The organism is Aurantimicrobium sp. INA4, assembly GCF_027924525.1.
Lineage (GTDB): Bacteria > Actinomycetota > Actinomycetes > Actinomycetales > Microbacteriaceae > Aurantimicrobium.
In genome coordinates, this window is the sequence record NZ_AP027040.1 from 529,497 (window position 1) to 549,631 (window position 20,135).

Consider the following 20,135-nt stretch of genomic DNA (forward strand, 5'->3'; position numbering starts at 1 on the left):
CAAGTGTTATGCGGTAAATCGCAGATTTCTTTTTGAAAAATTTTTGGTTAAAGGTAGTTACAAGAACCAAATTGAGGCATATAGTCATCTCCAAGGAATCTCACAGCGTTGTGTGCCTCGCCTCGTATAGAGGTGCTCAACCCGAGCAGAAGGAAATTGTAAATGTCCAAAGACACCTTGAACGTCTCGGGTGTGACGTACACAACCGCAGACGCCAACTATTTCAAGAAACGGACGCTCAAGCGTTCTGCTGGATTGTGGGGCCTGTGGGGTCTCGCCGTCGCAGCAGTTATCTCTGGCGACTTCTCCGGATGGAACTTCGGAATTGGGTTCGCTGGCTTTGGTGGAATGCTGATCGCATTCGCCGTACTTATCTTCATGTACTACGGAATGATGTTTAGCATCGGTGAGATGGCCGCTGCCATGCCTCACTCGGGTGGTGCCTACTCCTTCGCTCGATCCGCATTGGGTCCCTGGGGTGGTCTAGCAACAGGGCTTGCAGAAACTATTGAATACGTCGCAACAACGGCGGTTATTGTCTACTTCTCTGCCTCCTATGCGAACAGCATTACCGCAGAACTCCTGGGACTCTCCTTGCCCATGTTTGTCTGGTACATCATCCTGTACGCGGTTTTCGTTCTATTGAATGCTGCGGGTTCCGCCATCTCGTTCAAGTTTGCAATTGTGGTGTCCATCATCTCTATTGCTATCTTGTTGGTCTTCTCAGTAATGGCGGTGTTCTCCGGCAAGCTCGACTTCAACTCACTGTGGAACATCGCACCTGAAGAAGGACAGTCCGCATTCCTGCCATACGGTTGGTTGCCAATCCTCTTTGCTCTTCCCTACGCAATGTGGTTCTTCCTTGGTATTGAAGAGCTTCCTCTGGCTGCAGAAGAATCTCACAACCCCGTTCGTGACATCCCTCGTGCTGGTTTGATCGCTCGCACCACCCTGATCATCACTGGTCTGCTGGTTCTCTTCCTCAACACTGCATTGGTGGGTGCTGAAGAAATTAGTGCTGCAGGTGAGCCACTGCTCGATGGATTCCGTGCCATGGTTGGTGACGGTGCTGCGGCAGTCCTCGCATTGTTCGCACTCATTGGTCTGCTTGCTTCACTGCAAGGAATCATGTTCGCATATGGACGTAACATGTACTCCCTGTCACGTGCTGGTTACTACCCCAAGGTGTTCTCCCTCACTGGAAAGCGCCAGACTCCTTATGTTGCACTGACCGTGGGCGCCGTTATTGGTTTTGTCGCCTTGGTCATTGTTGACAGCCTGGGTGGTGCCGGTGGTGTTGCTGGAGCCATCGTGCTGAACATCGCAGTATGGGGTGCTGTGATTGCCTACGTGCTGCAGATGATCTCCTTCATCGTTCTGCGCAAGAAGTTCCCTAAGGCAAACCGCCCCTACAAGAGCCCCTGGGGTATTCCAGGTGCTGTGATCGCAGCAACGGTATCGATTGCAATCTTCTTCGGGTTCTTTATTAATGAACCCGCACGACCAGCAATCATTGCTATCGCTGTGATCTACGCCATCATGCTGCTGAGCTTCGCTGTCTATGGACGAAAGAACCTGATTCTTTCTCCCGAAGAGGAGTATGCAGTCTCCGGTGGTCTCCACGGCGACCCACAAAAGGAAGGCTACGGCGGCAAGGTTGAGGAAGAACTCCTCGCCATGGACGGCGTAGACGACGACAAGAAATAACAACAACGCAGTCGGGGGCCGGTTCCTTCAGGGACCGGCCCCCTTTTCTCTGACAGTATTGAGACATGACTGAACACAACCTCACAAAGCCAGAAATCGACGCTCCTATGGAGCCAGCTCCCGTAGAGCTCGTTATCACCGACATCGTCGTGGGTGACGGTGCTGAAGCAACTCCTGGAGCCACCGTGGACGTTCACTACGTCGGTGTGGAATACGAAACCGGTGAAGAGTTTGACGCATCCTGGAACCGTGGCGAATCGATCAACTTCCCCTTGCAGGCCCTCATCTCCGGATGGCAAGAAGGAATCCCCGGAATGAAGGTTGGCGGACGCCGCATGCTCGTGTGCCCTCCAGCTAAGGCATACGGTCCCGCAGGTGGTGGACACCGCCTCTCCGGCAAGACTCTCATCTTTGTTATCGACCTGCTAGGCGTTAGCTAAGCATGACCTTTCCTGCCATCGACAGCACCGCTGTGCGCTGGTCAGTACCTCGCGAAAAGGTCGCCTCCGCTCTGGCCGAACGCCCTCTGCTTCTGATGATGCACGGCTACGGCTCGAACGAGGGCGACCTCTTCTCGTTGGGGCAATACATGCCCGAAGAATTTGTGATTGCCTCACTTCGCGCTCCGCTGAGCGCTGGCCCAGGTTTTGCCTGGTTCCAGATTGACTACGACGCAGAGAATGCGACACTTCGACGTGACGTGAACGAAGTGACGCGCTCCACACACCAACTGATTTCCTGGATCGATGAACTCGAGGACGAAGTTGGCGGTTTTCAAGATGTTGCCCTGCTGGGCTTCTCCCAAGGCGGTGTCATGCTTACCCAGCTCTTCCGTCATCAGCCTGAGCGTTATAGCGCTGGAGTATTTCTTGCCAGCTTCGCCGTCGTTGACACCACAGAAGGTGGTATAGAACGCGACACTGCGCTCGCTGAGGTCAAGCCACCAATTTTCTGGGGCAGAGATCCTCAAGACCCCGTGATCACCCCCGACCTCATTGATTTCACACGTCGTTGGCTTCCGGCACATTTTGACGTTGACGCACAGCTCTATGCTCACGTGGGGCACGGGCTATCCCTTGAAGAAATTGAAGACGCTACCGCCTTCCTCAGAAAGCACGTTGGGCTTTAGTCGTCGATTTCAATTTGTTTGATGCGTGACGTGTGACCACGCACCACACGGACGTGAGACTTGGCAGTGCCGAAGTGCTCAGCAATCAATTTCAGAACAGCATCGTTGGCTGCGCCATCGATTGCTTTTTCTCTCACGAAGACAACAAGTCCTTCAGCATCCTCTTCAATGAGAGGTCCTTTGCTGCTGCCGGGTTTAACCCGAACAACAATGCGCATGGAAATTACTTAGCGAGGTAGGGAGCGCCGTATTTGTTTGATCCAGGCTGGCTGGGCTGCAACATGAACACCAGCTCGATAATCCAGCCCACACTGGGAATGAGAAAGAGCAGGAAGAACCAGCCGCTCACTCCCTGGTCGTGAAGTCTGCGCACGGTAACCGTAATGGTTAATAGCCACAAGAACACTGCAATGGCTCCCGCTGCGATGAGGAAGGGAAACAACGCCCAGACATCACCCTGGCGCACCATCATGGCGACAAGGACAACCGGGATAACTGCTACCAACGAGACGATGAATACGAACAATCTCCAGTACCAATACTCTGAGCGAGGGGAGCGTCCCTGGAGCTTGTTGAACTTGGAAAAAACGGACTGAATAGCTTCTGCAAAACTCATGCTTCCATCTTCTCGCATTTAACGATTACTGCCTCCCAAGGCTGGGAGGCAGTAATGAGAATGGGACTTGCTTTATACGGCTTTGGGGTTCGGCCCAAAGCGGTTGTCGGTGGGGTCACTGTCCTTGACGTACCACACAAGCAAAAAGATCCAGCCGACCAGTGGAATCAACGCGAAGAGGATGAACCATCCAGATTTGTTGATGTCGTGAAGGCGACGAACCGAATAAGCCAGTGACGGCAGGAAGATTGCCAGAGCAGCAAGTCCTCCTAAGAAGCCAAAGAAGCTTTCTGACTTGCCTCCAGATAGGACGTTGAACACGAGTGATACGAGGATGGTGAAAAGGTACCAGTACCAGAAACCAGAGCGACGGCTTCGTCCCTTGAAGTTGACGTAGTCGCTAAAACCAAACTTGATGGATTCAACGAAATTCATGATGAATCTCCTTTTTCTTTGGTTGTGTCGTTCACAACCACGATATTTAGAGTATCTGCGTAAGGAGTGTGTCTCGGTAAATACACTGCAGCCTCGAAAATCGAAGGCAGCAGTTGAGAGTGTTGGCTTCCTATGCAGACTTGGGGTTGTCACCAAACCTGTTAGCTCCAGGAGTTGAATCCTGAACCCAGAAAATGAGCAACACAATGAATCCCACCAGGGGAATTAAGCCGAGGAAATAGAAACCTCCTGAGCGGTTGGTGTCATGAAGGCGTCGCCAGATTACTCCGAGCGTCGGAAGCAAGAGTGCGAGTGAGACCACAATCCAGAGGTAATACGCCCAGTTGAACATTCCCGCCAACATAGCGTCCAGGCTGGTTGCACTGGTCAACATTCCTATGGTGCTCATGTTCCAAATGAAACTCATCACGATGTTCACCAGGGAGATAAAGAGGTACCACCACCAGAATTCAGATCTGCTGGCGCGGCCACTAAATGTGGCATATTTCGAGAAGACGCTTTTGATTGATTCTGTGAAATTCATTTCTTTCCCCTTACCTCGGCATGAAGGTGAGTGTTTCCTTGCCACACACAGTACTCCTCGGGCGTCAAATGGTCAGCTATTTCTCTGCTAATCTTGTGAGGTTGCCGTCTAACGGCCGCGGATACAGAGAGCTCCACGCACAAGGCATGGGGCGCCGCGCAACGAGGTACTAAGAAAGGGGATCCCACTATGGCACTTGAAGCAAATGTCAAAAAGGCGATCATCGAAGAATACGCAACTCACCCCGGTGACACTGGATCTCCTGAAGTTCAGGTTGCTCTTCTCACCAAGCGCATCAAGGACTTGACCGAGCACCTCAAGGAGCACAAGCACGACCACCACTCACGTCGTGGACTGCTCCTGCTCGTTGGTCAGCGTCGCCGTCTTCTCGGCTACCTGGCTGATGTCGACATCACTCGCTACCGTCAGCTCATTGAGCGTCTCGGACTGCGTCGATAGTCAAATCAGACACGTCAACGAATGCCACCCTGCGGGGTGGCATTCGTGTTTATCCTCGCCCTAAACGACAAATTCTCAGGCTTCATGGGCTTATTGAGGGTTTTGGGGTACTCTTGAGATAGAGCAGGCAGGCAGTTCGCTGGTCTTCGGTGGTGGTTTACCAACAGATGTTGGTGGATTTCTACTGGTGGCCAGCACGAAGTCTGATACTCGTGCAACGTATGTCCGTGTTTGAACGGCTTCGTTCTGCCTTGCTTCGCTCCGGATGTATGAGTCGGTGCCCACACGGGGTAACGACGATAAACAAAGGAGAAAGACCTTAATGGAAGGTCCAGAAATCAAATTTGCCGAAGCCGTTATTGATAACGGTAAGTTCGGCAAGCGCGTGGTCCGCTTTGAAACCGGACGTCTCGCACAGCAGGCTCAGGGCGCAGTTGCGGCCTACCTGGATGAAGAAACTATGTTGCTCTCTGCCACTTCGGTGAGCAAGCAGCCTAAAGACAACTTCGACTTCTTCCCACTGACTGTGGATGTAGAAGAGCGTAGCTACGCAGCAGGAAAGATCCCCGGTTCGTTCTTCCGTCGTGAAGGCCGTCCGTCGACTGAGGCCATCCTGGTCTGTCGTCTGATTGACCGCCCACTGCGCCCATCCTTCGTTGATGGTCTGCGTAACGAGGTTCAGATCGTTGTTACCGTTCTCTCTATTGCTCCTGGTGAGTTCTACGACGCACTGGCCATCAACGCTTCTTCCGCGTCGACCCAGATCTCCGGTCTGCCATTCTCAGGCCCTATCGGTGGTATCCGTATGGCCCTGATTGACGGCCAGTGGGTTGCATTCCCCAACGTTGACCAGCTCAAAGAGGCCGTCTTCGACCTCGTCGTTGCAGGTCGCATTGTTGTGGACAAGGATGGCAAGGAAGACGTCGCCATCATGATGGTTGAGGCAGAAGCTACCGAAGTGAGCTGGGACCTCATCAAGGCTGGTGGCATCAAGCCTGACGAGGCAATCGTCTCGCAGGGTCTCGAAGCATCAAAGCCTTTCCTCACTGCATTGATCAAGGCTCAGGAGGAGCTCGCACGTCAGTCGGCTAAGGAAGTACAGGACTACCCTGTATTCCCTCTCTACTCTGACGAGCTCTACGCAGCAGTGAGCGAACTTGCTCTTGCTGACCTGGAGAAGGTTTACCTCATCGCAGACAAGATCGAGCGTCAGAATGCTGACGACGAGGTCAAAGCTCGCGTCAAGGAAGCAATTGTGGCCAAGGTTGAAGCAGGCGAGCTTGATGAGACTGCTCTCAACCAGTTCAGTGCCGCATACAAGTCGGTTACGAAGAAGGTTGTTCGCGGACGTATCCTCACTGAGGGTGTTCGTATGGACGGCCGTGGTTTGCGCGACATCCGTGCCTTGGATGCTGAAGTTCAGGTCATCCCACGCGTTCACGGTTCAGCTATCTTCCAGCGTGGAGAGACCCAGATCATGGGTGTCACCACGTTGAACATGCTGAAGATGGAACAGCAGATTGACTCGCTGTCACCAATCACCTCAAAGCGCTACATGCACCACTACAACTTCCCTCCATATTCCACCGGTGAAACCGGTCGTGTGGGAACACCTAAGCGCCGCGAAATCGGTCACGGATTCTTGGCCGAGCGTGCACTTGTGCCCGTTCTTCCAGGTCGTGAAGAGTTCCCTTACGCCATTCGCCAGGTATCTGAGGCTTTGGGCTCTAACGGCTCGACCTCGATGGGTTCTGTCTGCGCATCGACTCTGTCGCTGCTCAACGCTGGTGTGCCACTGCGCGCACCTGTTGCAGGTATTGCGATGGGTCTCGTCTCTGACGAGGTCAACGGTGAGACCCGCTACGCAGCTCTGACCGACATCCTTGGTGCAGAAGATGCTCTCGGCGACATGGACTTCAAGGTTGCAGGTACTTCCGAATTCATCACCGCGATTCAGCTCGACACCAAGCTTGATGGCATCCCTGCCTCCGTGCTGACCGGTGCGCTGACTCAGGCTAAGGAAGCTCGTACCGCAATCCTCGCTGTCATCAACGCAGCAATCGATGGTCCTGACGAGATGGCACCTACTGCTCCTCGCGTGATCAGCGTTCAGATTCCTGTCGACAAGATCGGTGAACTCATCGGCCCTAAGGGAAAGACGATTAACACCATCCAGGACGAGACTGGTGCAACCATCTCGATCGAGGATGACGGAACCGTCTACATCGGTGCAACCGATGGTCCTTCGGCTGAGGCAGCTCGCGCACAGGTTAACGCCATTGCGAACCCCACCAACCCTGAGGTTGGCGAGCAGTTCCTCGGTACCGTCGTCAAGCTGGCAACCTTTGGCGCGTTTGTCTCCTTGCTTCCTGGCAAGGACGGCCTGCTGCACATCTCAGAGGTGCGCAAGCTTGCAGGTGGCAAGCGTGTTGAGAACGTTGAAGACGTTCTCTCCGTTGGCCAGAAGGTTCTCGTCAAGATCACCAAGATCGATGACCGCGGCAAGCTTTCGCTGGAGCCCGTTCTCGAAGGTGAAGAGGGCGAAGCAGCCGCTGAAAGCGACGCTGAGTAGCTCCAATTCCTCACGTAATGCCCGCCCGCTTTTGTGGGCGGGCATTACTGCGTTGTAAGGATGTATTCCTGTTTTTGGGGGACGGAATTGAGTGGGTTCGGGGGACAGTTTTTCCATATTGGTGGACTTCAGGTCTGTCGTAACATTGCTGTGACATTTCTCCTCTAATGTCAGATTTATGAGTGGGGAAAACATCAGTACACCGGGGGGAATAACCCCTGCCACTGATGCTCCAGATGTCTCTCGCACCATCGGCCAGACTGATATGAGCGTGTTCCCACTTGCTCTCGGTGGTGCCGTGTTTGGCTGGACTCTTCCTAGCGGTCGTTCCATCGATTTACTTGACCGTTTTGTCGAGCTCGGTGGTCAGATGGTGGACACCTCGGATTCTTACTCCTCTGGGATGTCGGAGCAGATCATTGGAAAATGGATGCGCGAGCGCGGCAACCGTTCTGAAGTTGTGGTGGCAACAAAGGTCGGACGTCACCCCGATTTTCCTGGCCTGTCTGCAACCAACATCGTTGAGGCCGTTAATGCCTCGTTGGAGCGTTTACAGACCGATTACATTGACCTTCTCTATTTCCATGCTGAAGACCCAGACGTCTCGATGGAAGAAAGCCTTTCTGCGGTAGAGAATCTCATCCAAGCAGGCAAGGTGAGAGCTTTAGGAGCTTCCAACTTTTCTGCCGACCGTTTACTCGAAGCCCGCATCATTGCAGCAAGTGGCCTTCCGCGTATTGAAGCAGTGGCTTTGGAATATTCACTTCTTCGACGAGACATCGTCGAAGGCAACATCACCATGATGGCGATTGCGCAACAGATGTCGATCATGCCGTATTTCATTTTGGCCAACGGTTTCTTAGGGCGTCACCGCAACATTAAATCGTTCAACCCTAATGACACCCGCTCACGTCGTGCAGCTCAACACGGTGGTCGACACGGCACTCACGTGCTCAGAGTTTTAGACAACGTTGCTATGGCTCAGGGAGTTGATATTTCTACTGTCGCGGTTGCCTGGGTTTTGGGCAGATCAGCGGTGGGAATTCCCACAATCGGTGCTGAATCTATTCGTGAGCTCGAAGCTCTGATGCATGCACCGCAACTGAACCTTTCTCGTCAGCAGATAGCTGACCTTGATCGTGCTTCCGTGGAACAGGGTCGTAACTGGCTGCCCTCGCTCAATCGTTCGTAATCGGCCGGCATAAAGTCAGTAGTGTGCTCTAGGCTTGAGCACCGTATGAATAAACCCATTGCTTTTCCCTTAGATCAAGCAGAACTGAGCTTTGTTGCCTCAGGTGATGCCTTAGTTCGCCGCAGTGTTTTACCCTCCGGTGTGCGCATTTTGACCGAACGAGTTCCCGGTGCACGCAGCGTGACGCTGGGGTATTGGGTTGCCGTTGGCTCGCGTGATGAAGTGCCAGCAGAATCAGCACACGATGGTGTTGCCGCTCACCCTGCCAGCTTGGGCTCCACTCACTTTTTGGAACACCTGCTTTTCAAGGGAACGCCCACTCGCTCTGCTTTAGATATTGCGATTGCTTTTGACTCAGTTGGCGGCGAACATAACGCCGCGACCGCCAAGGAATACACCTGCTATTACGCCAAGGTGCGCGATCAGGATCTTCCCATGGCTATTGATGTGATGAGTGACATGCTCACCTCGAGCGTGATTGATCCAGACGAGTTTGAAACAGAGCGTGGTGTAATCCTCGAAGAGCTCGCCATGGCTGAAGATGATCCTTCGGATGTTGCTCAAGAAAGATTCTTTGAAGGCGTGCTCGGAAATCACCCCCTTGGTCGTCCAATCGGTGGAAATCCTGAGACTATTCGTTCAGCCACCAGGGAAGCAGTTGTTGCCCACTACCGCGCCAACTATCGCCCCAATGACCTTGTGATTACGGCTGCAGGTTCGCTTGATCATGATGAACTCGTCGCACAGGTGCAACGCACTCTCGAGGCAGCTGGCTGGGACTTGAGCGTGGAGGCAACTCCTGTTCCGCGTCGATCTACTACCCCAGCTCTGATTACTCAGGGAACACCACTTCAGGTGATTGAACGTCCCATTGAGCAAGCAAACATCATGGTCGGTGTCCCGGGCATTGTTGCAACGGACGAACGTCGTGTCGTGCAAACGGTCATGAATTCCATTCTCGGTGGTGGAATGTCTTCACGTCTCTTCCAGGAAATCCGCGAAAAACGTGGCCTGGCATACTCCGTTTTCTCTTTTGCATCCTCTTATTCGGATGCAGGAGCGTTCGGGCTTTTTGCGGGAACATCTCCCAAAAAAGCACCCGAGGTCGCCGAGCTTTTGATTGGTGAATTTCACAAGTTAGCAGAGTATGGCGTCACCGCGGATGAACTTTCACGAGCACGAGGACAGCTCGCCGGGGGTTCGGCTTTGGCGCTCGAAGACACGGACACTCGCATGTCTCGATTAGGTAAGTCCGAAATTTCTTCTGGCGAATTCATCGATTATGACGCAGCTCTTGAACTCCTCGATGCTGTCACTGTTGAGCGAGTTCAAGAACTTGCCAAGGAACTAGCAGCAGGCAAACTCTCTGTGGTTTCAGTTGGGCAAGCCGATGAGGCCGCGTTATCGCGTATCCTTGCTCAGGGATAATTCATGGCACACAACATCATCTTGGTTCGTCACGGCGAACAACTCGACGCCGAACATGGTGTTATTGACGGTCCGCTCTCACCTCGCGGCATTGCGCAGGCAGAAGCCGTGGGGCGTCGCCTTGCTGACGTTGAGTTCTCTCATGTGTGGCACTCACCATTGGAACGCGCGTGGGAAACCGTTCGCGTGATGAGTGAACAGATGCAAGGTGTCACCACCGAACCATCTGCACTGCTGATGGACTGTATCCCAGCAGGCAAGAGCGAAGAAACACCTTCGGTGTTTGATCCTTTTTTTGGTTCGGTTACCGAAGCAGATATTGAAGCAGGCTCTGCTCAAATGGCGGATGCTGTTGCTGAGTTCCTGGCTCCAGGCCGCCAAGGTGAAACAGATTTACTCGTAACTCACAACAACGTCATTGCGTGGTTTGTTCTCGAAGCGCTCGGTGCACCAGCTTGGAAGTGGGTTACCTTGAACCAGGCATACTGCGGCATTACGGTTCTGCAGCAGCGACCAGGTCGCCCCTGGGCTCTCGTCTCACACAACGACCTTGGTCACCTGCCCGTGGAATTGCGTTCGGGTATTCCTGACGCTTACACAATCTAGACTTGTCTTGTGACTACTTCTGTTGCTGTTGTTGGCGCCTCAGGCAAGCTGGGGACTTTAGTATGCCGTTTGATCACTGAGTCAGAAGATTTTGAACTTGCAGCTCAGCTGGGTTCCACTAGTGACCTATCCGAGATGCTTGTTGCAGACATCGTGGTGGATGTGTCGCTTCCTTCCATCAGCCGTAAGGTTCTTGAATTCGCTGTGGAGAACGGAAAATCAATACTGATTGGAACCTCAGGTTGGTCTGCTGAGCGGATTAACCAGGTTGAGCCGTTGATTGATCAGCACCCTGAGGTTGGCGTGATCTTTATCTCCAATTTCTCCCTTGGCTCAGCTCTTTCTGCACACCTAGCAACGCTTGCTGCCAAGCACTTTGATTCCATTGAAATCATCGAAGCCCACGGTATTCACAAGGTTGATTCTCCTTCGGGTACCGCGGTGAGCACCGCAGAGCGAATCGGCAAGGTTCGAGACCAGGACATTCAAGCTCCGCATGCTGACCAGCGCGCACGTGGCCAACTCGTTGCCGGTGTTCCTGTGCACTCTCTGCGCATGGAGGGTGTTGTTGCCAAACAGGATGTGATCTTTGGCGGCAACGGTGAAACGGTAACCATTACGCACACCACACTCTCGGACCGTTCCTACGAGGCGGGCATCATGGCCGCAATCCGAGCACTTCCTGGGCTTTCTGGAAAAATCGTCGGCCTCGACCGCGTCATTTCTCTCTAATAACGTGCGCACTTTCCTCGGAGTACTCCTGATGGCAGCGCTGCTAGTGCTGTATTTATGGGCTGCGTTCTACCAAGGCATCATCTTGATTTCCACCGGAGTGCCGGTGGCAGTCGTGATGGGGTATGCCCTCATCGTGTTGCCTTTGGTGGGTGCCTGGGGTTTGTGGCGAGAACTCGCATTCGGGTTTACCACCAGCAAACTCGTCAAAATCTTGCAGGCTGAAGGTGCTCTCCCCGGAGAAGATATTCGTCACCGTCCCAGCGGACGCCCCCTTCGAGAGGATGCCGATAAGGAATTTCCTCGTTATGCCGCAGCGGTGGAAAAGGAACCTGAGAGCTGGCGCGCGTGGTTTGAACTGGGAATGGCTTATGACGCTTCGGGCGATCGCAAGCGAGCTCGTCATGCTATTCGAACAGCCATCGCTCTGCACAAAGCCAATCCTGCGTAGCTAGTTATCCCAGGGCAGCAACACAGCAGGTGGAATGGTTGCCAAAAGAGCTAAAGGTGAGAGATAGTTCCCATTTTTGCGAGCGCCCATATGGAGACATTCACAGTGAGGGCCAGTCGAAACCTTCCCAATAACTTGTCCGCGTTCTACTAGGTCTCCTACTTTCAGCTCTGTGCTTACTGGTTCAAAACTGGAGAGATATTGCCCGTGTTGGAGGGAGATGACGTCTCGATTGATCACGTGTCCCACAAAGTGCACAACCCCGTCTGCTGGGGCCAGCACCTCCTGCCCCAGGTGCGCAGGGAGATCTATGCCGCGATGACCAGGTGCATAAAACCGCTCAGGGGCCTCGTAATGCCGCAGGACTGAACGCTGACCGGAGAGCGGCCACGACCACGTTCCTGAAAGTAAAGCTTGAGCACTATGTGCATTGAAGCTCACCACAACAGCTATAGCTAACAGGCTTGTTGCGAGTAAACGAATTGCTTTGACATTCCACATGCGCTCGAGCATGCGCGAAAGTGATCACCGACATGTGACATTTAGCGTTCTTTGCGCACAACGTCACATTTAGTGCGTTGTGGAGGACTCCTTGGCGTATTCGGCGTACAGTTCACGTTCTCGGTTCTTGCGGGGGAAGAAGAAGAACGTGATAAACATGCCAATAATCATCACGAAGATGCCGGTTGCATAAGCCCAGTTAGCTCCTGCGAGGAAAGATGCTTGTGCTGCATCAACAATGGCGGTGGCGTAGTCGGGATATTGCTTCGCGACATCCTCGGCACTTCCAAAGGATTTTTGTAATGCCTGGCTCACATCCGAGGTGATGAGCGACTTTGTTGCTTCTGGAGCATCCGCAATGGCTTTCGAAATAGCTGAGGCGTATCCAGCGCCCAAAATCGCACCCAATAATGACTGCATGATTGAGCCACCGAGATCACGTTGAAGATCGCCTGTACCTGATGCCATACCCACTTTGGTGACTGGAACGGAATCGGTGAGTGCGTGAGATGCGGGGGTACCGGCAAAGCCCACTCCGATTCCGACAAGTATGTAGCTTAGCATGACAAAGGCAACTGGGGTGTGGATATTCCACAAGAGGAGCATGCTGACGAAGCCAAGCATGCACACAACAAAACCTATGAGAAGAGTTGTGCGTGATCCAAAGCGTTCAATCATACGGCTGGAAAATGGAGCCACGATGACCATCGAAATTGCACAAGGCAAGATGGCTGCACCAGCTTCGAGCGTGTTGTATCCTAAAACGTTTTGAAGAAATTGCTGTCCAACAAACATCGCGCCCATCAGTGAACCAAAGACGATAATTCCGGACACCGCCGCAACCCAGAAGGGTGGCCTCGCGGCATAGTGCAGGTCAAAGAGAGGTTCACTGGCACGTTTTTGTCGCCAGAAGAAGAGAACTCCCATCACAACAGCAAAGCCGAGCATTCCCAAGGCAATGCCTTCCTGAGAATCCAGTGCGAGGTAATTGATACCCAACACCAATGAACCAATGAACAGCGCAGAAAGAACACCGCCGAGGTGATCGACTTTGTCGTTTGTTTCATTCACGTGTGCAGGAACCAAACGCCAGACCATGAAAATGGCCACAACGGCAAAGGGAACAGCAATGAGGAAGCTGTAACCCCAGGGGAGAACAAGCAGAACAGCACCTGCGAGCAAGGTAGAAGAGGCGGACATGGCCGCACCAATAGCAGACCACAATGCAATGGCCCTTGTTCTGGCAGGTCCAGACCACAGCGCTGTAATCAAGGCCAAAGTGGTGGGATAGGCCATCCCGGCAGCAAAACCTCCGATGAGGCGAGAAAGTGCCAACACCTCAATCGTGGGAGAGAGGGACGACATCAATGCTGCAGGAATACCAATGATCAAACCCAGTAACAGCATTCCTTTGCGACCGAAGCGGTCACCGAGAGCGCCCAAATACAGAACCGTGGCAGCGAGCCCCAAAGAGAAACCGACGGCAACGATATTGAGTCCGGCTTGAGAAGCACCCAAGTCTCGACCAATATCAGGAAGCCCAACGTTAGCTACCGACAAGTTCATGTTGGCAACGCCAGCACCCAAAATGAGAGCGGTGAGGATGAGGGAAGCATTCTTGGGGGAAGTGCTGGGGGGAAGTGCTACGGGAGCTGAAGATGCCATACCCCTATTGTGCCTGTTATGCTTGTTGAGCACTCCATTTATGGGGTGACTTCGCGTGCCCACCACGTATGACAAAACCCTTCGGTCGAAACTGAGCAATCAGATTCGCGGGAATTGCATCGGGCACTAGGGCAGAAACCAACCGGTTATCTGCGACAAAACCGCAAGCGGTATGTGTTGTGCTGTGCACAAAACATGCCAAGAAAAGGAGATGGCCATGGCCGTCGTAACAATCCGCCAGCTGCTTGACAGCGGTGTTCACTTTGGACACCAGACCCGTCGTTGGAACCCTAAAGTAAAGCGTTTCGTTCTCGCAGAGCGCTCCGGTATCCACATCATCGACCTGCAGCAGTCTTTGGCACACATTGACAACGCCTACGACTTCGTCAAGGAAACCGTCGCACACGGCGGCACCATCCTGTTCGTAGGAACCAAGAAGCAAGCTCAGGAAGCAATCCTTGAGCAGGCAACTCGCGTAGGTCAGCCTTATGTCAACCAGCGTTGGCTGGGTGGCCTCCTCACCAACTTCAACACCGTTGGTAAGCGCCTTGCTCGCATGAAGGAGCTCGAAGAGCTCGACTTCGAAGACACCACAAAGAGTGGCTTCACCAAGAAGGAACTGCTGATTAAGAAGCGTGAACTCGACAAGCTCCACAAGAGCCTCGGTGGTATCCGCAACCTGACCAAGACTCCTTCCGCTATCTGGGTTGTTGACACCAAGAAAGAGCACCTGGCAATTCAGGAAGCTAAGAAGCTTGGTATTCCCGTTATCGGTATCCTCGACACCAACTGTGACCCAGATGAGATGACCTACCCCATCCCTGGTAACGACGATGCAATCCGCTCTGTTGGTCTGCTCACTCGTGTGATTGCAGATGCAGTTGCTGAAGGTCTGATCCAACGTCACCAGAAGCCTGCTGAGGGCGAATCTGCTGAGCCACTGGCTGAGTGGGAGCGCGAACTCCTCGAAGCAAGTGCTGAGGCAGTAGTTGAAGCAGCAGTAGTTGAAGCTGTGGCAGAAGAGGTTGCAGCAGAAGTTGTAGCTGAAGTTGCTGCAGAAGAGAAGAAGCCTGCTGCTAAGAAGGCTGCTGCTCCGAAGGCTGACGCTGCAGAAAAGAAGCCTGCCGCTAAGAAGCCAGCTGCCAAGAAGCCAGCTGCCGAATAATTTCCGACACTCAATCCTTAAATAGGAGATAAAACTATGGCATCTTTCAGCATGGAAGACCTCAAGACTCTGCGCGAGCGCCTCGGCACCGGCATGGTCGACACCAAGAACGCCCTCACCGAAGCAAACGGTGACTTGGAAAAGGCAACCGAAATTCTTCGCCTCAAGGGAGCAAAGGGTAACGCGAAGCGTGCCGACCGTTCCACCAGCGAAGGTCTCGTTGCTGCCAAGGAAGAAAATGGCACCGCAACCATGATCGAGCTCGCCTGCGAGACCGACTTCGTGGCCAAGGGTGACAAGTTCGTTGCTCTGTCTGAGAAGGTTCTTGACGCAGTTTCCGCAGCTGGTGCAACCAGTGTTGAAGCAGCGCTGGCAGCTCCTGCCGGTTCACAGACTGTTGCTGAACTCATCGCAGATGAAGCAGCAATTCTTGGTGAAAAGATTGAACTTCGTCGTCTCGCATCATTCAGCGGAGATAAGTTCTCAATCTACCTTCACCAGACCAGCCAAGACCTTCCTCCACAGGTTGGTGTTGTTGTCGCCTACTCCGGTGACGACGCAGAGACCGCTCGTGCAATTGCACAGCACATCTCCTTCGCTGACCCTGTGTACCTCAGCCGCGCAGATGTTCCTGCAGAGGACATCGAAAAGGAGCGTGCAATCGTTACCGAAATCAGTCGTAACGAGGGCAAGCCCGAGGCTCAGCTGGAGAAGATTGTTGACGGTCGTATCACTGCCTACATCAAGCAGATTGCTCTGCTCGAGCAGGAATACTCTCGCGACAACAAGTTCAAGGTTCAGCAGGTCGTTGACAACGCTGGCCTGACCATCACCGGCTTTGCACGTTTCAAGGTTGGCGCATAGTCACAAGCGCTATTTGCAAAGAAGCCCAATCCCAATGGATTGGGCTCCTTTCATGTGTGCCGTGGTGGGCACCACGTTTCACCAGAGTAAATTAGTACCAGCGCTACTTCACAAGATAAGGATTCTCATGCCGACAAACACCCGCCGTCGAGTACTTCTCAAGCTTTCGGGTGAAGCGTTTGGTGGCGGTGGACTTGGCGTCAACCCTGACGTCGTCAGCGCCATTGCCCGAGAGATTGCCGTCGCCTCTGAAAAGGTAGATGTTGCGGTTGTCGTCGGTGGAGGAAACTTCTTCCGCGGAGCTGAGCTCTCCCAGCGAGGTATGGATCGTGCACGAGCTGACTACATGGGAATGCTCGGAACAGTTATGAATGCCCTCGCACTGCAAGACTTTCTTGAGCAAGCAGGTGCTGCTACCCGCGTGCAATCCGCTATCGCAATGAGCCAGGTTGCTGAGCCCTATCTGCCACTGCGTGCAATACGACACCTTGAGAAGGGACGAGTGGTTGTCTTCGGTGCCGGTGCTGGTCTGCCATTCTTCTCCACCGACACCGTCTCTGCACAGCGTGCTCTCGAAATTCACGCTGATGAAGTACTCGTAGCAAAGAACGGTGTGGATGGTGTTTACACAGCAGATCCTAAGACCGACCCTCAAGCAGAAAAGCTAGATACCGTCACCTTTAGGGACGCACTCAAGCGTGGACTCAAAGTGGTGGACTCCACCGCGTTTAGCCTGTGCATGGATAACAAGATGCCCATGCGAGTTTTTGGTATGGAACCTTCCGGAAATGTCACCAAGGCAATCCTGGGAGAAAAGATTGGCACGCTGGTCACCAACTAGACTGGCATTCTCGCACCAAATTTCAAGGAGTTACCGTGATTGCGGATGTATTGTCAGACGCTTCAGAGCGTATGGCCAAGGCTGTTGAAGTAGCCAAGGAAGATTTCTCGAGCGTTCGCACTGGCCGCGCTAACCCTGCCATGTTCCAAAAGGTCATGGTGACCTATTACGGCAGCCCTACGCCTCTGGCTCAGTTGGCTTCTATGCAGAACCCTGAGGCACGCACTCTCCTGATCACTCCATTCGACAAGGGTGCGCTACGTGACATTGAGCAGGCCATTCGCGACGTGCCAAACCTGGATGCTAACCCCACTAATGACGGCAATGTCATTCGTGTGACCATGCCTGAGCTCACTGAAGAGCGACGCAAAGAATACGTCAAAATCGTGAAGGCTAAGGCCGAAGATGCCAAGGTTTCTCTGCGCAACATCCGCCGCAGTGCCAAGGATGGCATTGATGCGTTCAAGGGTGAACTCGGTGATGACGAGCGCGCTCGTGGCGAGAAAGAACTCGAAGCACTCACCAAGAAGTATGTCGATGCTATCGATGAAGCTCTAAAGCACAAGGAAGCTGAACTACTCAAGGTGTAGTGAGCTCTGGTTCCTGCCATGAACGAGAATCCACATCGCGATGAACACAGCAAGAGAAATCCTGCTGGTGAATTGCACGCCCAATTAAGGGCTACTCGGGCTGATTTTGAACGCCAACTCGAAGCCAGGCGTCTCCAGTTTGAAAAAACGAACGAAAAAATCAAGCAAAAATCCGGTCGTAATCTTCTCGGAGCCATTGGCATCGGAGTCGGCCTAGGGGCACTTTTGCTCCTGAGTCTGTTGGTCACTAAAGAGCTCTTTATGCTCTTTGCGGCTGTACTGCTGGGGATATCTGCCGTTGAATTATCTACAGCATTGCGGGCTATGGGGCGGCGTGTGCCTCGCATCTCCTCGGCAGCGACCGCGGTCATTGCCGTTCCAGTAGCCTATTACTTCGGGGTAGTTGCAGCCATCGGTGTGGCAATTATCGGTGTGGTTTTTGTCTCTGCGTGGCGTGCTCTCGAAATCAAGCGAGGGTTTCACGCCATAGCGGACGTGAGCTTATTCAAGGACTTCAAGGCTGCGGCTTTTGTTCAGGCTTATGTCACTGTGTTGGGTAGCTTTGCCGTGGCACTTGTGTCACAACCTAACGGACAATGGTGGACTTTGGCTTTCTTGATCATTGTCGTCTCAGTGGACACCGGGGCTTATGTCAGTGGTTTGAACTTTGGCAAGCACCCCATGGCGCCCAAGATCAGCCCCAAGAAAACTTGGGAAGGTTTTGCTGGTGCAGCGCTAGCAGCAATCATCGCTGCAGTTCTGCTGAGCATTTTTATGCTCGGTCAGCCGTGGTGGTTTGGTCTCATTCTCGGTCCTATTTTGCTCGTTACTGCAACCCTGGGCGATTTGGGTGAATCACATATCAAGCGCACCATCGGAGTGAAAGATATGAGTTCCTGGCTTGCTGGCCACGGTGGTTTTCTTGATCGTTTGGACTCGATTTTGCCTTCAGCTCTCGTGACGTATGTGATCTATGTCTTGGTTGTGCACTAACGCACATAATTCTCTGAAACAATAAGTCTTGTGAGTAAGTCATTTCCCCGCGTCAAGCGCGGCGCCCGCGGATACAACGCAGAGCAAGTCGATGCCTTTATTGAACAGGCACGCATAGCCTACGACAGCAATATTGCCGGGGCGGTGACTTTGACCTCCACAGACATTCGCAACACCGCCTTCTCGTTGCAAAAGGGTGGATACTCCACACGCCACGTTGACGGGGCTCTAGAGAGACTCGAAACAGCCTTCGCCGAGCGAGAACGTGCCGTTGCATTGGCAACAATGGGTGAGGCTGCATGGCTGCAACAAACGAGCGAGCTGTCCGCTGCCCTCACATCACGTTTTGCACGCAAACCAGGACAGCGATTCAACAAAGCTAAATTCCTAGCCCAGGGTTACAAAGTTAAGGACGTGGATGCGTTTGCCCAACGGGTCAATGCATTCCTCACAACTGGTGAACCTCTGAGTGTTGCTGATGTGAGATCTGTTACATTCCGACCCGGTCGTGGGGGATATGACGAGGCGCAAGTGGATGCTGTCCTTGATGCTCTTGTAGAACTACTGTTAGCCCTCGGAAACAACTAAAACCCCTGTTCAGAGGCCCTCTGTTGGCTGATTCTCAGCCTTCTGGGCTAAAATTGGAGAACTGTGGGTAGACATTCAGAAGTAACTCGCGCGTCGGACCGTTCGGTTCCACGCGCCACGAGTGACTCTGCAGCCTCAGCTTCATCGGCGCGCAGAGGCTTTTCGCTTGCCCTGCCACACTTCTCAGGTCCACAGCTGTTCCCTTCTCAGCGTTCATTCAAGCTGTTCTCTTCAGCCTTTTTTGTCACCGTCGGTTTGCTGCTGGTCAACGTAGTTGATCCTTATTCTGGTGCCGTGGCTTCGCCGTATTACATCCCGGCAACAATTGTGGCTCCGGATGGTCAAGATATTGATCTCGACGGCACCTACACCACTGCTGCTGGCCGTGATGGTGTGAGCATTAGCGCGAGAGTTGCCGCAAAGTCTGCATCCGCCACTGCGCCTGCAGCAGGCATTCCTGATCCTGATACAGCACAGGCCATTGGTCTTCAGGCAGTTTTGGCACGTGGCTGGGGTATGGAACAGTTTGATTGTCTCGTTGCCCTGTGGAATCGGGAATCCCACTGGAATGTTTACGCTCACAATAAGAGCAGTGGTGCTTATGGCATTCCGCAGTCCCTTCCAGGCGAAAAAATGGCAACTGTTGCAGATGACTGGCAAACCAACCCGGCAACACAGATCGAGTGGGGTCTTCGATACATCCAGGGTCGTTATGGATCACCCTGTGGTGCATGGGCACACTCTGAAGCTGTTCACTGGTACTAATGGCTAAGAACAACCGTTCCCGTAAACGGGATGCGGAATATGAACCATTGGACGTTGAGCGTCTCACAACGGGATTTCGCCGCACAGAGGTGCGAAACGGTCGTGAATGGACTGTACAGCCCATTTCAGCCCTCAATGCAAGCAAGAACTATACCTGTCCGGGATGCTCGCTGATCATTCAGGAGGGCGTTCCCCACGTGGTTGCGTGGCGCAACGATGGAATCTTGGGTGATCAGGCAGATCTGGAAGCCCGGCGCCACTGGCACCAGGCATGTTGGAAAATGAGTTAGTT

Annotated in this window: 24 protein-coding genes; 18 read left to right on the forward strand and 6 right to left on the reverse strand. The window is 53.2% G+C overall.

Features of this window, described 5'->3' with window-relative positions; all coding sequences use genetic code 11:
* The first annotated feature begins 162 nt into the window (after window positions 1–162).
* The 3 genes from AINA4_RS02665 (at window position 163) to AINA4_RS02675 (ending at window position 2,836) form a co-directional block, all read left to right on the forward strand.
* Window positions 163–1,707, forward strand: a complete 1,545-nt coding sequence (locus tag AINA4_RS02665; protein ID WP_281787404.1) for an amino acid permease — start codon at window positions 163–165, stop codon at window positions 1,705–1,707.
* Between the two features lie 65 nt (window positions 1,708–1,772).
* The gene (locus AINA4_RS02670) at window positions 1,773–2,147 is read left to right on the forward strand and encodes an FKBP-type peptidyl-prolyl cis-trans isomerase (RefSeq protein ID WP_281787405.1); all 375 of its coding nucleotides are present in this window, start codon (window positions 1,773–1,775) and stop codon (window positions 2,145–2,147) included.
* Window positions 2,148–2,149: 2 nt separating this feature from the next.
* Window positions 2,150–2,836 carry an esterase gene (locus tag AINA4_RS02675; protein ID WP_281787406.1) on the forward strand — a complete coding sequence of 229 codons (687 nt, stop codon included), beginning with the start codon at window positions 2,150–2,152 and terminating at the stop codon, window positions 2,834–2,836.
* Here the strand turns inward: AINA4_RS02675 and AINA4_RS02680 are convergent.
* From AINA4_RS02680 to AINA4_RS02695, 4 genes are all read right to left on the reverse strand, one after another.
* The gene (locus tag AINA4_RS02680) at window positions 2,833–3,054 is read right to left on the reverse strand and encodes a DUF167 domain-containing protein (RefSeq protein ID WP_348773306.1); all 222 of its coding nucleotides are present in this window, start codon (window positions 3,052–3,054) and stop codon (window positions 2,833–2,835) included. The two genes, AINA4_RS02675 and AINA4_RS02680, sit on opposite strands and share 4 nt — an antisense overlap.
* 5 nt (window positions 3,055–3,059) lie before the next feature.
* Complete coding sequence (locus AINA4_RS02685) at window positions 3,060–3,452, reverse strand: DUF805 domain-containing protein (protein WP_162784036.1); 393 nt, start codon at window positions 3,450–3,452, stop codon at window positions 3,060–3,062.
* A 72-nt stretch (window positions 3,453–3,524) separates the two neighbouring features.
* Window positions 3,525–3,887 (reverse strand): DUF805 domain-containing protein, encoded by a 363-nt coding sequence (locus tag AINA4_RS02690; protein ID WP_281787407.1) that lies wholly within the window; start codon window positions 3,885–3,887, stop codon window positions 3,525–3,527.
* Between the two features lie 130 nt (window positions 3,888–4,017).
* Window positions 4,018–4,431 (reverse strand): DUF805 domain-containing protein, encoded by a 414-nt coding sequence (locus tag AINA4_RS02695; protein WP_281787408.1) that lies wholly within the window; start codon window positions 4,429–4,431, stop codon window positions 4,018–4,020.
* 189 nt (window positions 4,432–4,620) lie between these two features.
* On the opposite strand from AINA4_RS02695, the gene rpsO reads away from it, so the two are divergent.
* The 7 genes from rpsO to AINA4_RS02730 all read left to right on the forward strand — a co-directional run bounded on the left by rpsO (window position 4,621) and on the right by AINA4_RS02730 (window position 11,871).
* A complete protein-coding gene (gene rpsO, locus AINA4_RS02700; RefSeq protein ID WP_281787409.1) occupies window positions 4,621–4,890 on the forward strand; it encodes a 30S ribosomal protein S15 in 270 nt (89 codons plus the stop codon).
* Window positions 4,891–5,212: 322 nt separating this feature from the next.
* Complete coding sequence (locus AINA4_RS02705; protein ID WP_281787410.1) at window positions 5,213–7,462, forward strand: polyribonucleotide nucleotidyltransferase; 2,250 nt, start codon at window positions 5,213–5,215, stop codon at window positions 7,460–7,462.
* A 178-nt stretch (window positions 7,463–7,640) separates the two neighbouring features.
* A complete protein-coding gene (locus tag AINA4_RS02710; RefSeq protein ID WP_281787411.1) occupies window positions 7,641–8,654 on the forward strand; it encodes an aldo/keto reductase in 1,014 nt (337 codons plus the stop codon).
* Window positions 8,655–8,699: 45 nt separating this feature from the next.
* Complete coding sequence (locus tag AINA4_RS02715; protein WP_281787412.1) at window positions 8,700–10,082, forward strand: pitrilysin family protein; 1,383 nt, start codon at window positions 8,700–8,702, stop codon at window positions 10,080–10,082.
* Between the two features lie 3 nt (window positions 10,083–10,085).
* The gene (locus AINA4_RS02720; protein ID WP_096381640.1) at window positions 10,086–10,688 is read left to right on the forward strand and encodes a histidine phosphatase family protein; all 603 of its coding nucleotides are present in this window, start codon (window positions 10,086–10,088) and stop codon (window positions 10,686–10,688) included.
* A 9-nt stretch (window positions 10,689–10,697) separates the two neighbouring features.
* Window positions 10,698–11,420: a 4-hydroxy-tetrahydrodipicolinate reductase gene (gene dapB, locus AINA4_RS02725; RefSeq protein ID WP_281787413.1), complete on the forward strand. Its 723-nt coding sequence runs from the start codon at window positions 10,698–10,700 to the stop codon at window positions 11,418–11,420.
* Window positions 11,421–11,451: 31 nt separating this feature from the next.
* A complete protein-coding gene (locus AINA4_RS02730; RefSeq protein ID WP_281787414.1) occupies window positions 11,452–11,871 on the forward strand; it encodes a hypothetical protein in 420 nt (139 codons plus the stop codon).
* Here the strand turns inward: AINA4_RS02730 and AINA4_RS02735 are convergent, their stop codons facing one another.
* A complete protein-coding gene (locus tag AINA4_RS02735; protein ID WP_281787415.1) occupies window positions 11,872–12,384 on the reverse strand; it encodes a M23 family metallopeptidase in 513 nt (170 codons plus the stop codon).
* A 57-nt stretch (window positions 12,385–12,441) separates the two neighbouring features.
* Window positions 12,442–14,037 carry an MFS transporter gene (locus tag AINA4_RS02740; protein ID WP_281787416.1) on the reverse strand — a complete coding sequence of 532 codons (1,596 nt, stop codon included), beginning with the start codon at window positions 14,035–14,037 and terminating at the stop codon, window positions 12,442–12,444.
* 217 nt (window positions 14,038–14,254) lie between these two features.
* Between AINA4_RS02740 and rpsB the strand changes: the two genes are divergently transcribed.
* The 8 genes from rpsB (at window position 14,255) to AINA4_RS02780 (ending at window position 20,133) form a co-directional block, all read left to right on the forward strand.
* On the forward strand, window positions 14,255–15,202 hold the full coding sequence (rpsB, locus tag AINA4_RS02745) for a 30S ribosomal protein S2 (RefSeq protein ID WP_280799072.1): 948 nt from the start codon (window positions 14,255–14,257) through the stop codon (window positions 15,200–15,202).
* Between the two features lie 36 nt (window positions 15,203–15,238).
* Window positions 15,239–16,066 carry a translation elongation factor Ts gene (tsf, locus tag AINA4_RS02750; RefSeq protein ID WP_281787417.1) on the forward strand — a complete coding sequence of 276 codons (828 nt, stop codon included), beginning with the start codon at window positions 15,239–15,241 and terminating at the stop codon, window positions 16,064–16,066.
* A 127-nt stretch (window positions 16,067–16,193) separates the two neighbouring features.
* Complete coding sequence (gene pyrH, locus AINA4_RS02755; protein ID WP_281787418.1) at window positions 16,194–16,907, forward strand: UMP kinase; 714 nt, start codon at window positions 16,194–16,196, stop codon at window positions 16,905–16,907.
* Window positions 16,908–16,942: 35 nt separating this feature from the next.
* Window positions 16,943–17,497, forward strand: a complete 555-nt coding sequence (gene frr, locus AINA4_RS02760; RefSeq protein ID WP_096381621.1) for a ribosome recycling factor — start codon at window positions 16,943–16,945, stop codon at window positions 17,495–17,497.
* An 18-nt stretch (window positions 17,498–17,515) separates the two neighbouring features.
* Window positions 17,516–18,490, forward strand: coding sequence for a phosphatidate cytidylyltransferase (locus tag AINA4_RS02765; protein WP_281787419.1), 975 nt, complete (start codon window positions 17,516–17,518; stop codon window positions 18,488–18,490).
* Between the two features lie 30 nt (window positions 18,491–18,520).
* Window positions 18,521–19,078, forward strand: a complete 558-nt coding sequence (locus AINA4_RS02770; RefSeq protein ID WP_281787420.1) for a DivIVA domain-containing protein — start codon at window positions 18,521–18,523, stop codon at window positions 19,076–19,078.
* 63 nt (window positions 19,079–19,141) lie between these two features.
* Window positions 19,142–19,843 carry a lytic transglycosylase domain-containing protein gene (locus AINA4_RS02775; protein ID WP_281787421.1) on the forward strand — a complete coding sequence of 234 codons (702 nt, stop codon included), beginning with the start codon at window positions 19,142–19,144 and terminating at the stop codon, window positions 19,841–19,843.
* Window positions 19,843–20,133, forward strand: coding sequence for a hypothetical protein (locus AINA4_RS02780; protein ID WP_281787422.1), 291 nt, complete (start codon window positions 19,843–19,845; stop codon window positions 20,131–20,133). The genes AINA4_RS02775 and AINA4_RS02780 overlap by 1 nt, the downstream gene beginning before the upstream one ends.
* The last annotated feature ends 2 nt before the right edge of the window (window positions 20,134–20,135 follow it).

Bases quoted from the DNA above. Each gene is read 5' to 3' on its own strand.
- AINA4_RS02690 (WP_281787407.1), bottom strand. From the start codon at position 3,887: ATGAATTTCGTTGAATCCATCAAGTTTGGTTTTAGCGACTACGTCAAC.
- AINA4_RS02710 (WP_281787411.1), top strand. From the start codon at position 7,641: ATGAGTGGGGAAAACATCAGTACACCGGGGGGAATAACCCCTGCCACT.
- AINA4_RS02730 (WP_281787414.1), top strand. From the start codon at position 11,452: ATGGCAGCGCTGCTAGTGCTGTATTTATGGGCTGCGTTCTACCAAGGC.
- AINA4_RS02695 (WP_281787408.1), bottom strand. From the start codon at position 4,431: ATGAATTTCACAGAATCAATCAAAAGCGTCTTCTCGAAATATGCCACA.
- AINA4_RS02735 (WP_281787415.1), bottom strand. From the start codon at position 12,384: ATGCTCGAGCGCATGTGGAATGTCAAAGCAATTCGTTTACTCGCAACA.
- AINA4_RS02665 (WP_281787404.1), top strand. From the start codon at position 163: ATGTCCAAAGACACCTTGAACGTCTCGGGTGTGACGTACACAACCGCA.
- AINA4_RS02780 (WP_281787422.1), top strand. From the start codon at position 19,843: ATGGCTAAGAACAACCGTTCCCGTAAACGGGATGCGGAATATGAACCA.
- AINA4_RS02720 (WP_096381640.1), top strand. From the start codon at position 10,086: ATGGCACACAACATCATCTTGGTTCGTCACGGCGAACAACTCGACGCC.
- AINA4_RS02705 (WP_281787410.1), top strand. From the start codon at position 5,213: ATGGAAGGTCCAGAAATCAAATTTGCCGAAGCCGTTATTGATAACGGT.
- AINA4_RS02675 (WP_281787406.1), top strand. From the start codon at position 2,150: ATGACCTTTCCTGCCATCGACAGCACCGCTGTGCGCTGGTCAGTACCT.
- AINA4_RS02685 (WP_162784036.1), bottom strand. From the start codon at position 3,452: ATGAGTTTTGCAGAAGCTATTCAGTCCGTTTTTTCCAAGTTCAACAAG.
- rpsO (WP_281787409.1), top strand. From the start codon at position 4,621: ATGGCACTTGAAGCAAATGTCAAAAAGGCGATCATCGAAGAATACGCA.
- AINA4_RS02670 (WP_281787405.1), top strand. From the start codon at position 1,773: ATGACTGAACACAACCTCACAAAGCCAGAAATCGACGCTCCTATGGAG.
- tsf (WP_281787417.1), top strand. From the start codon at position 15,239: ATGGCATCTTTCAGCATGGAAGACCTCAAGACTCTGCGCGAGCGCCTC.
- AINA4_RS02765 (WP_281787419.1), top strand. From the start codon at position 17,516: ATGAACGAGAATCCACATCGCGATGAACACAGCAAGAGAAATCCTGCT.
- AINA4_RS02715 (WP_281787412.1), top strand. From the start codon at position 8,700: ATGAATAAACCCATTGCTTTTCCCTTAGATCAAGCAGAACTGAGCTTT.
- AINA4_RS02740 (WP_281787416.1), bottom strand. From the start codon at position 14,037: ATGGCATCTTCAGCTCCCGTAGCACTTCCCCCCAGCACTTCCCCCAAG.
- rpsB (WP_280799072.1), top strand. From the start codon at position 14,255: ATGGCCGTCGTAACAATCCGCCAGCTGCTTGACAGCGGTGTTCACTTT.
- pyrH (WP_281787418.1), top strand. From the start codon at position 16,194: ATGCCGACAAACACCCGCCGTCGAGTACTTCTCAAGCTTTCGGGTGAA.
- AINA4_RS02680 (WP_348773306.1), bottom strand. From the start codon at position 3,054: ATGCGCATTGTTGTTCGGGTTAAACCCGGCAGCAGCAAAGGACCTCTC.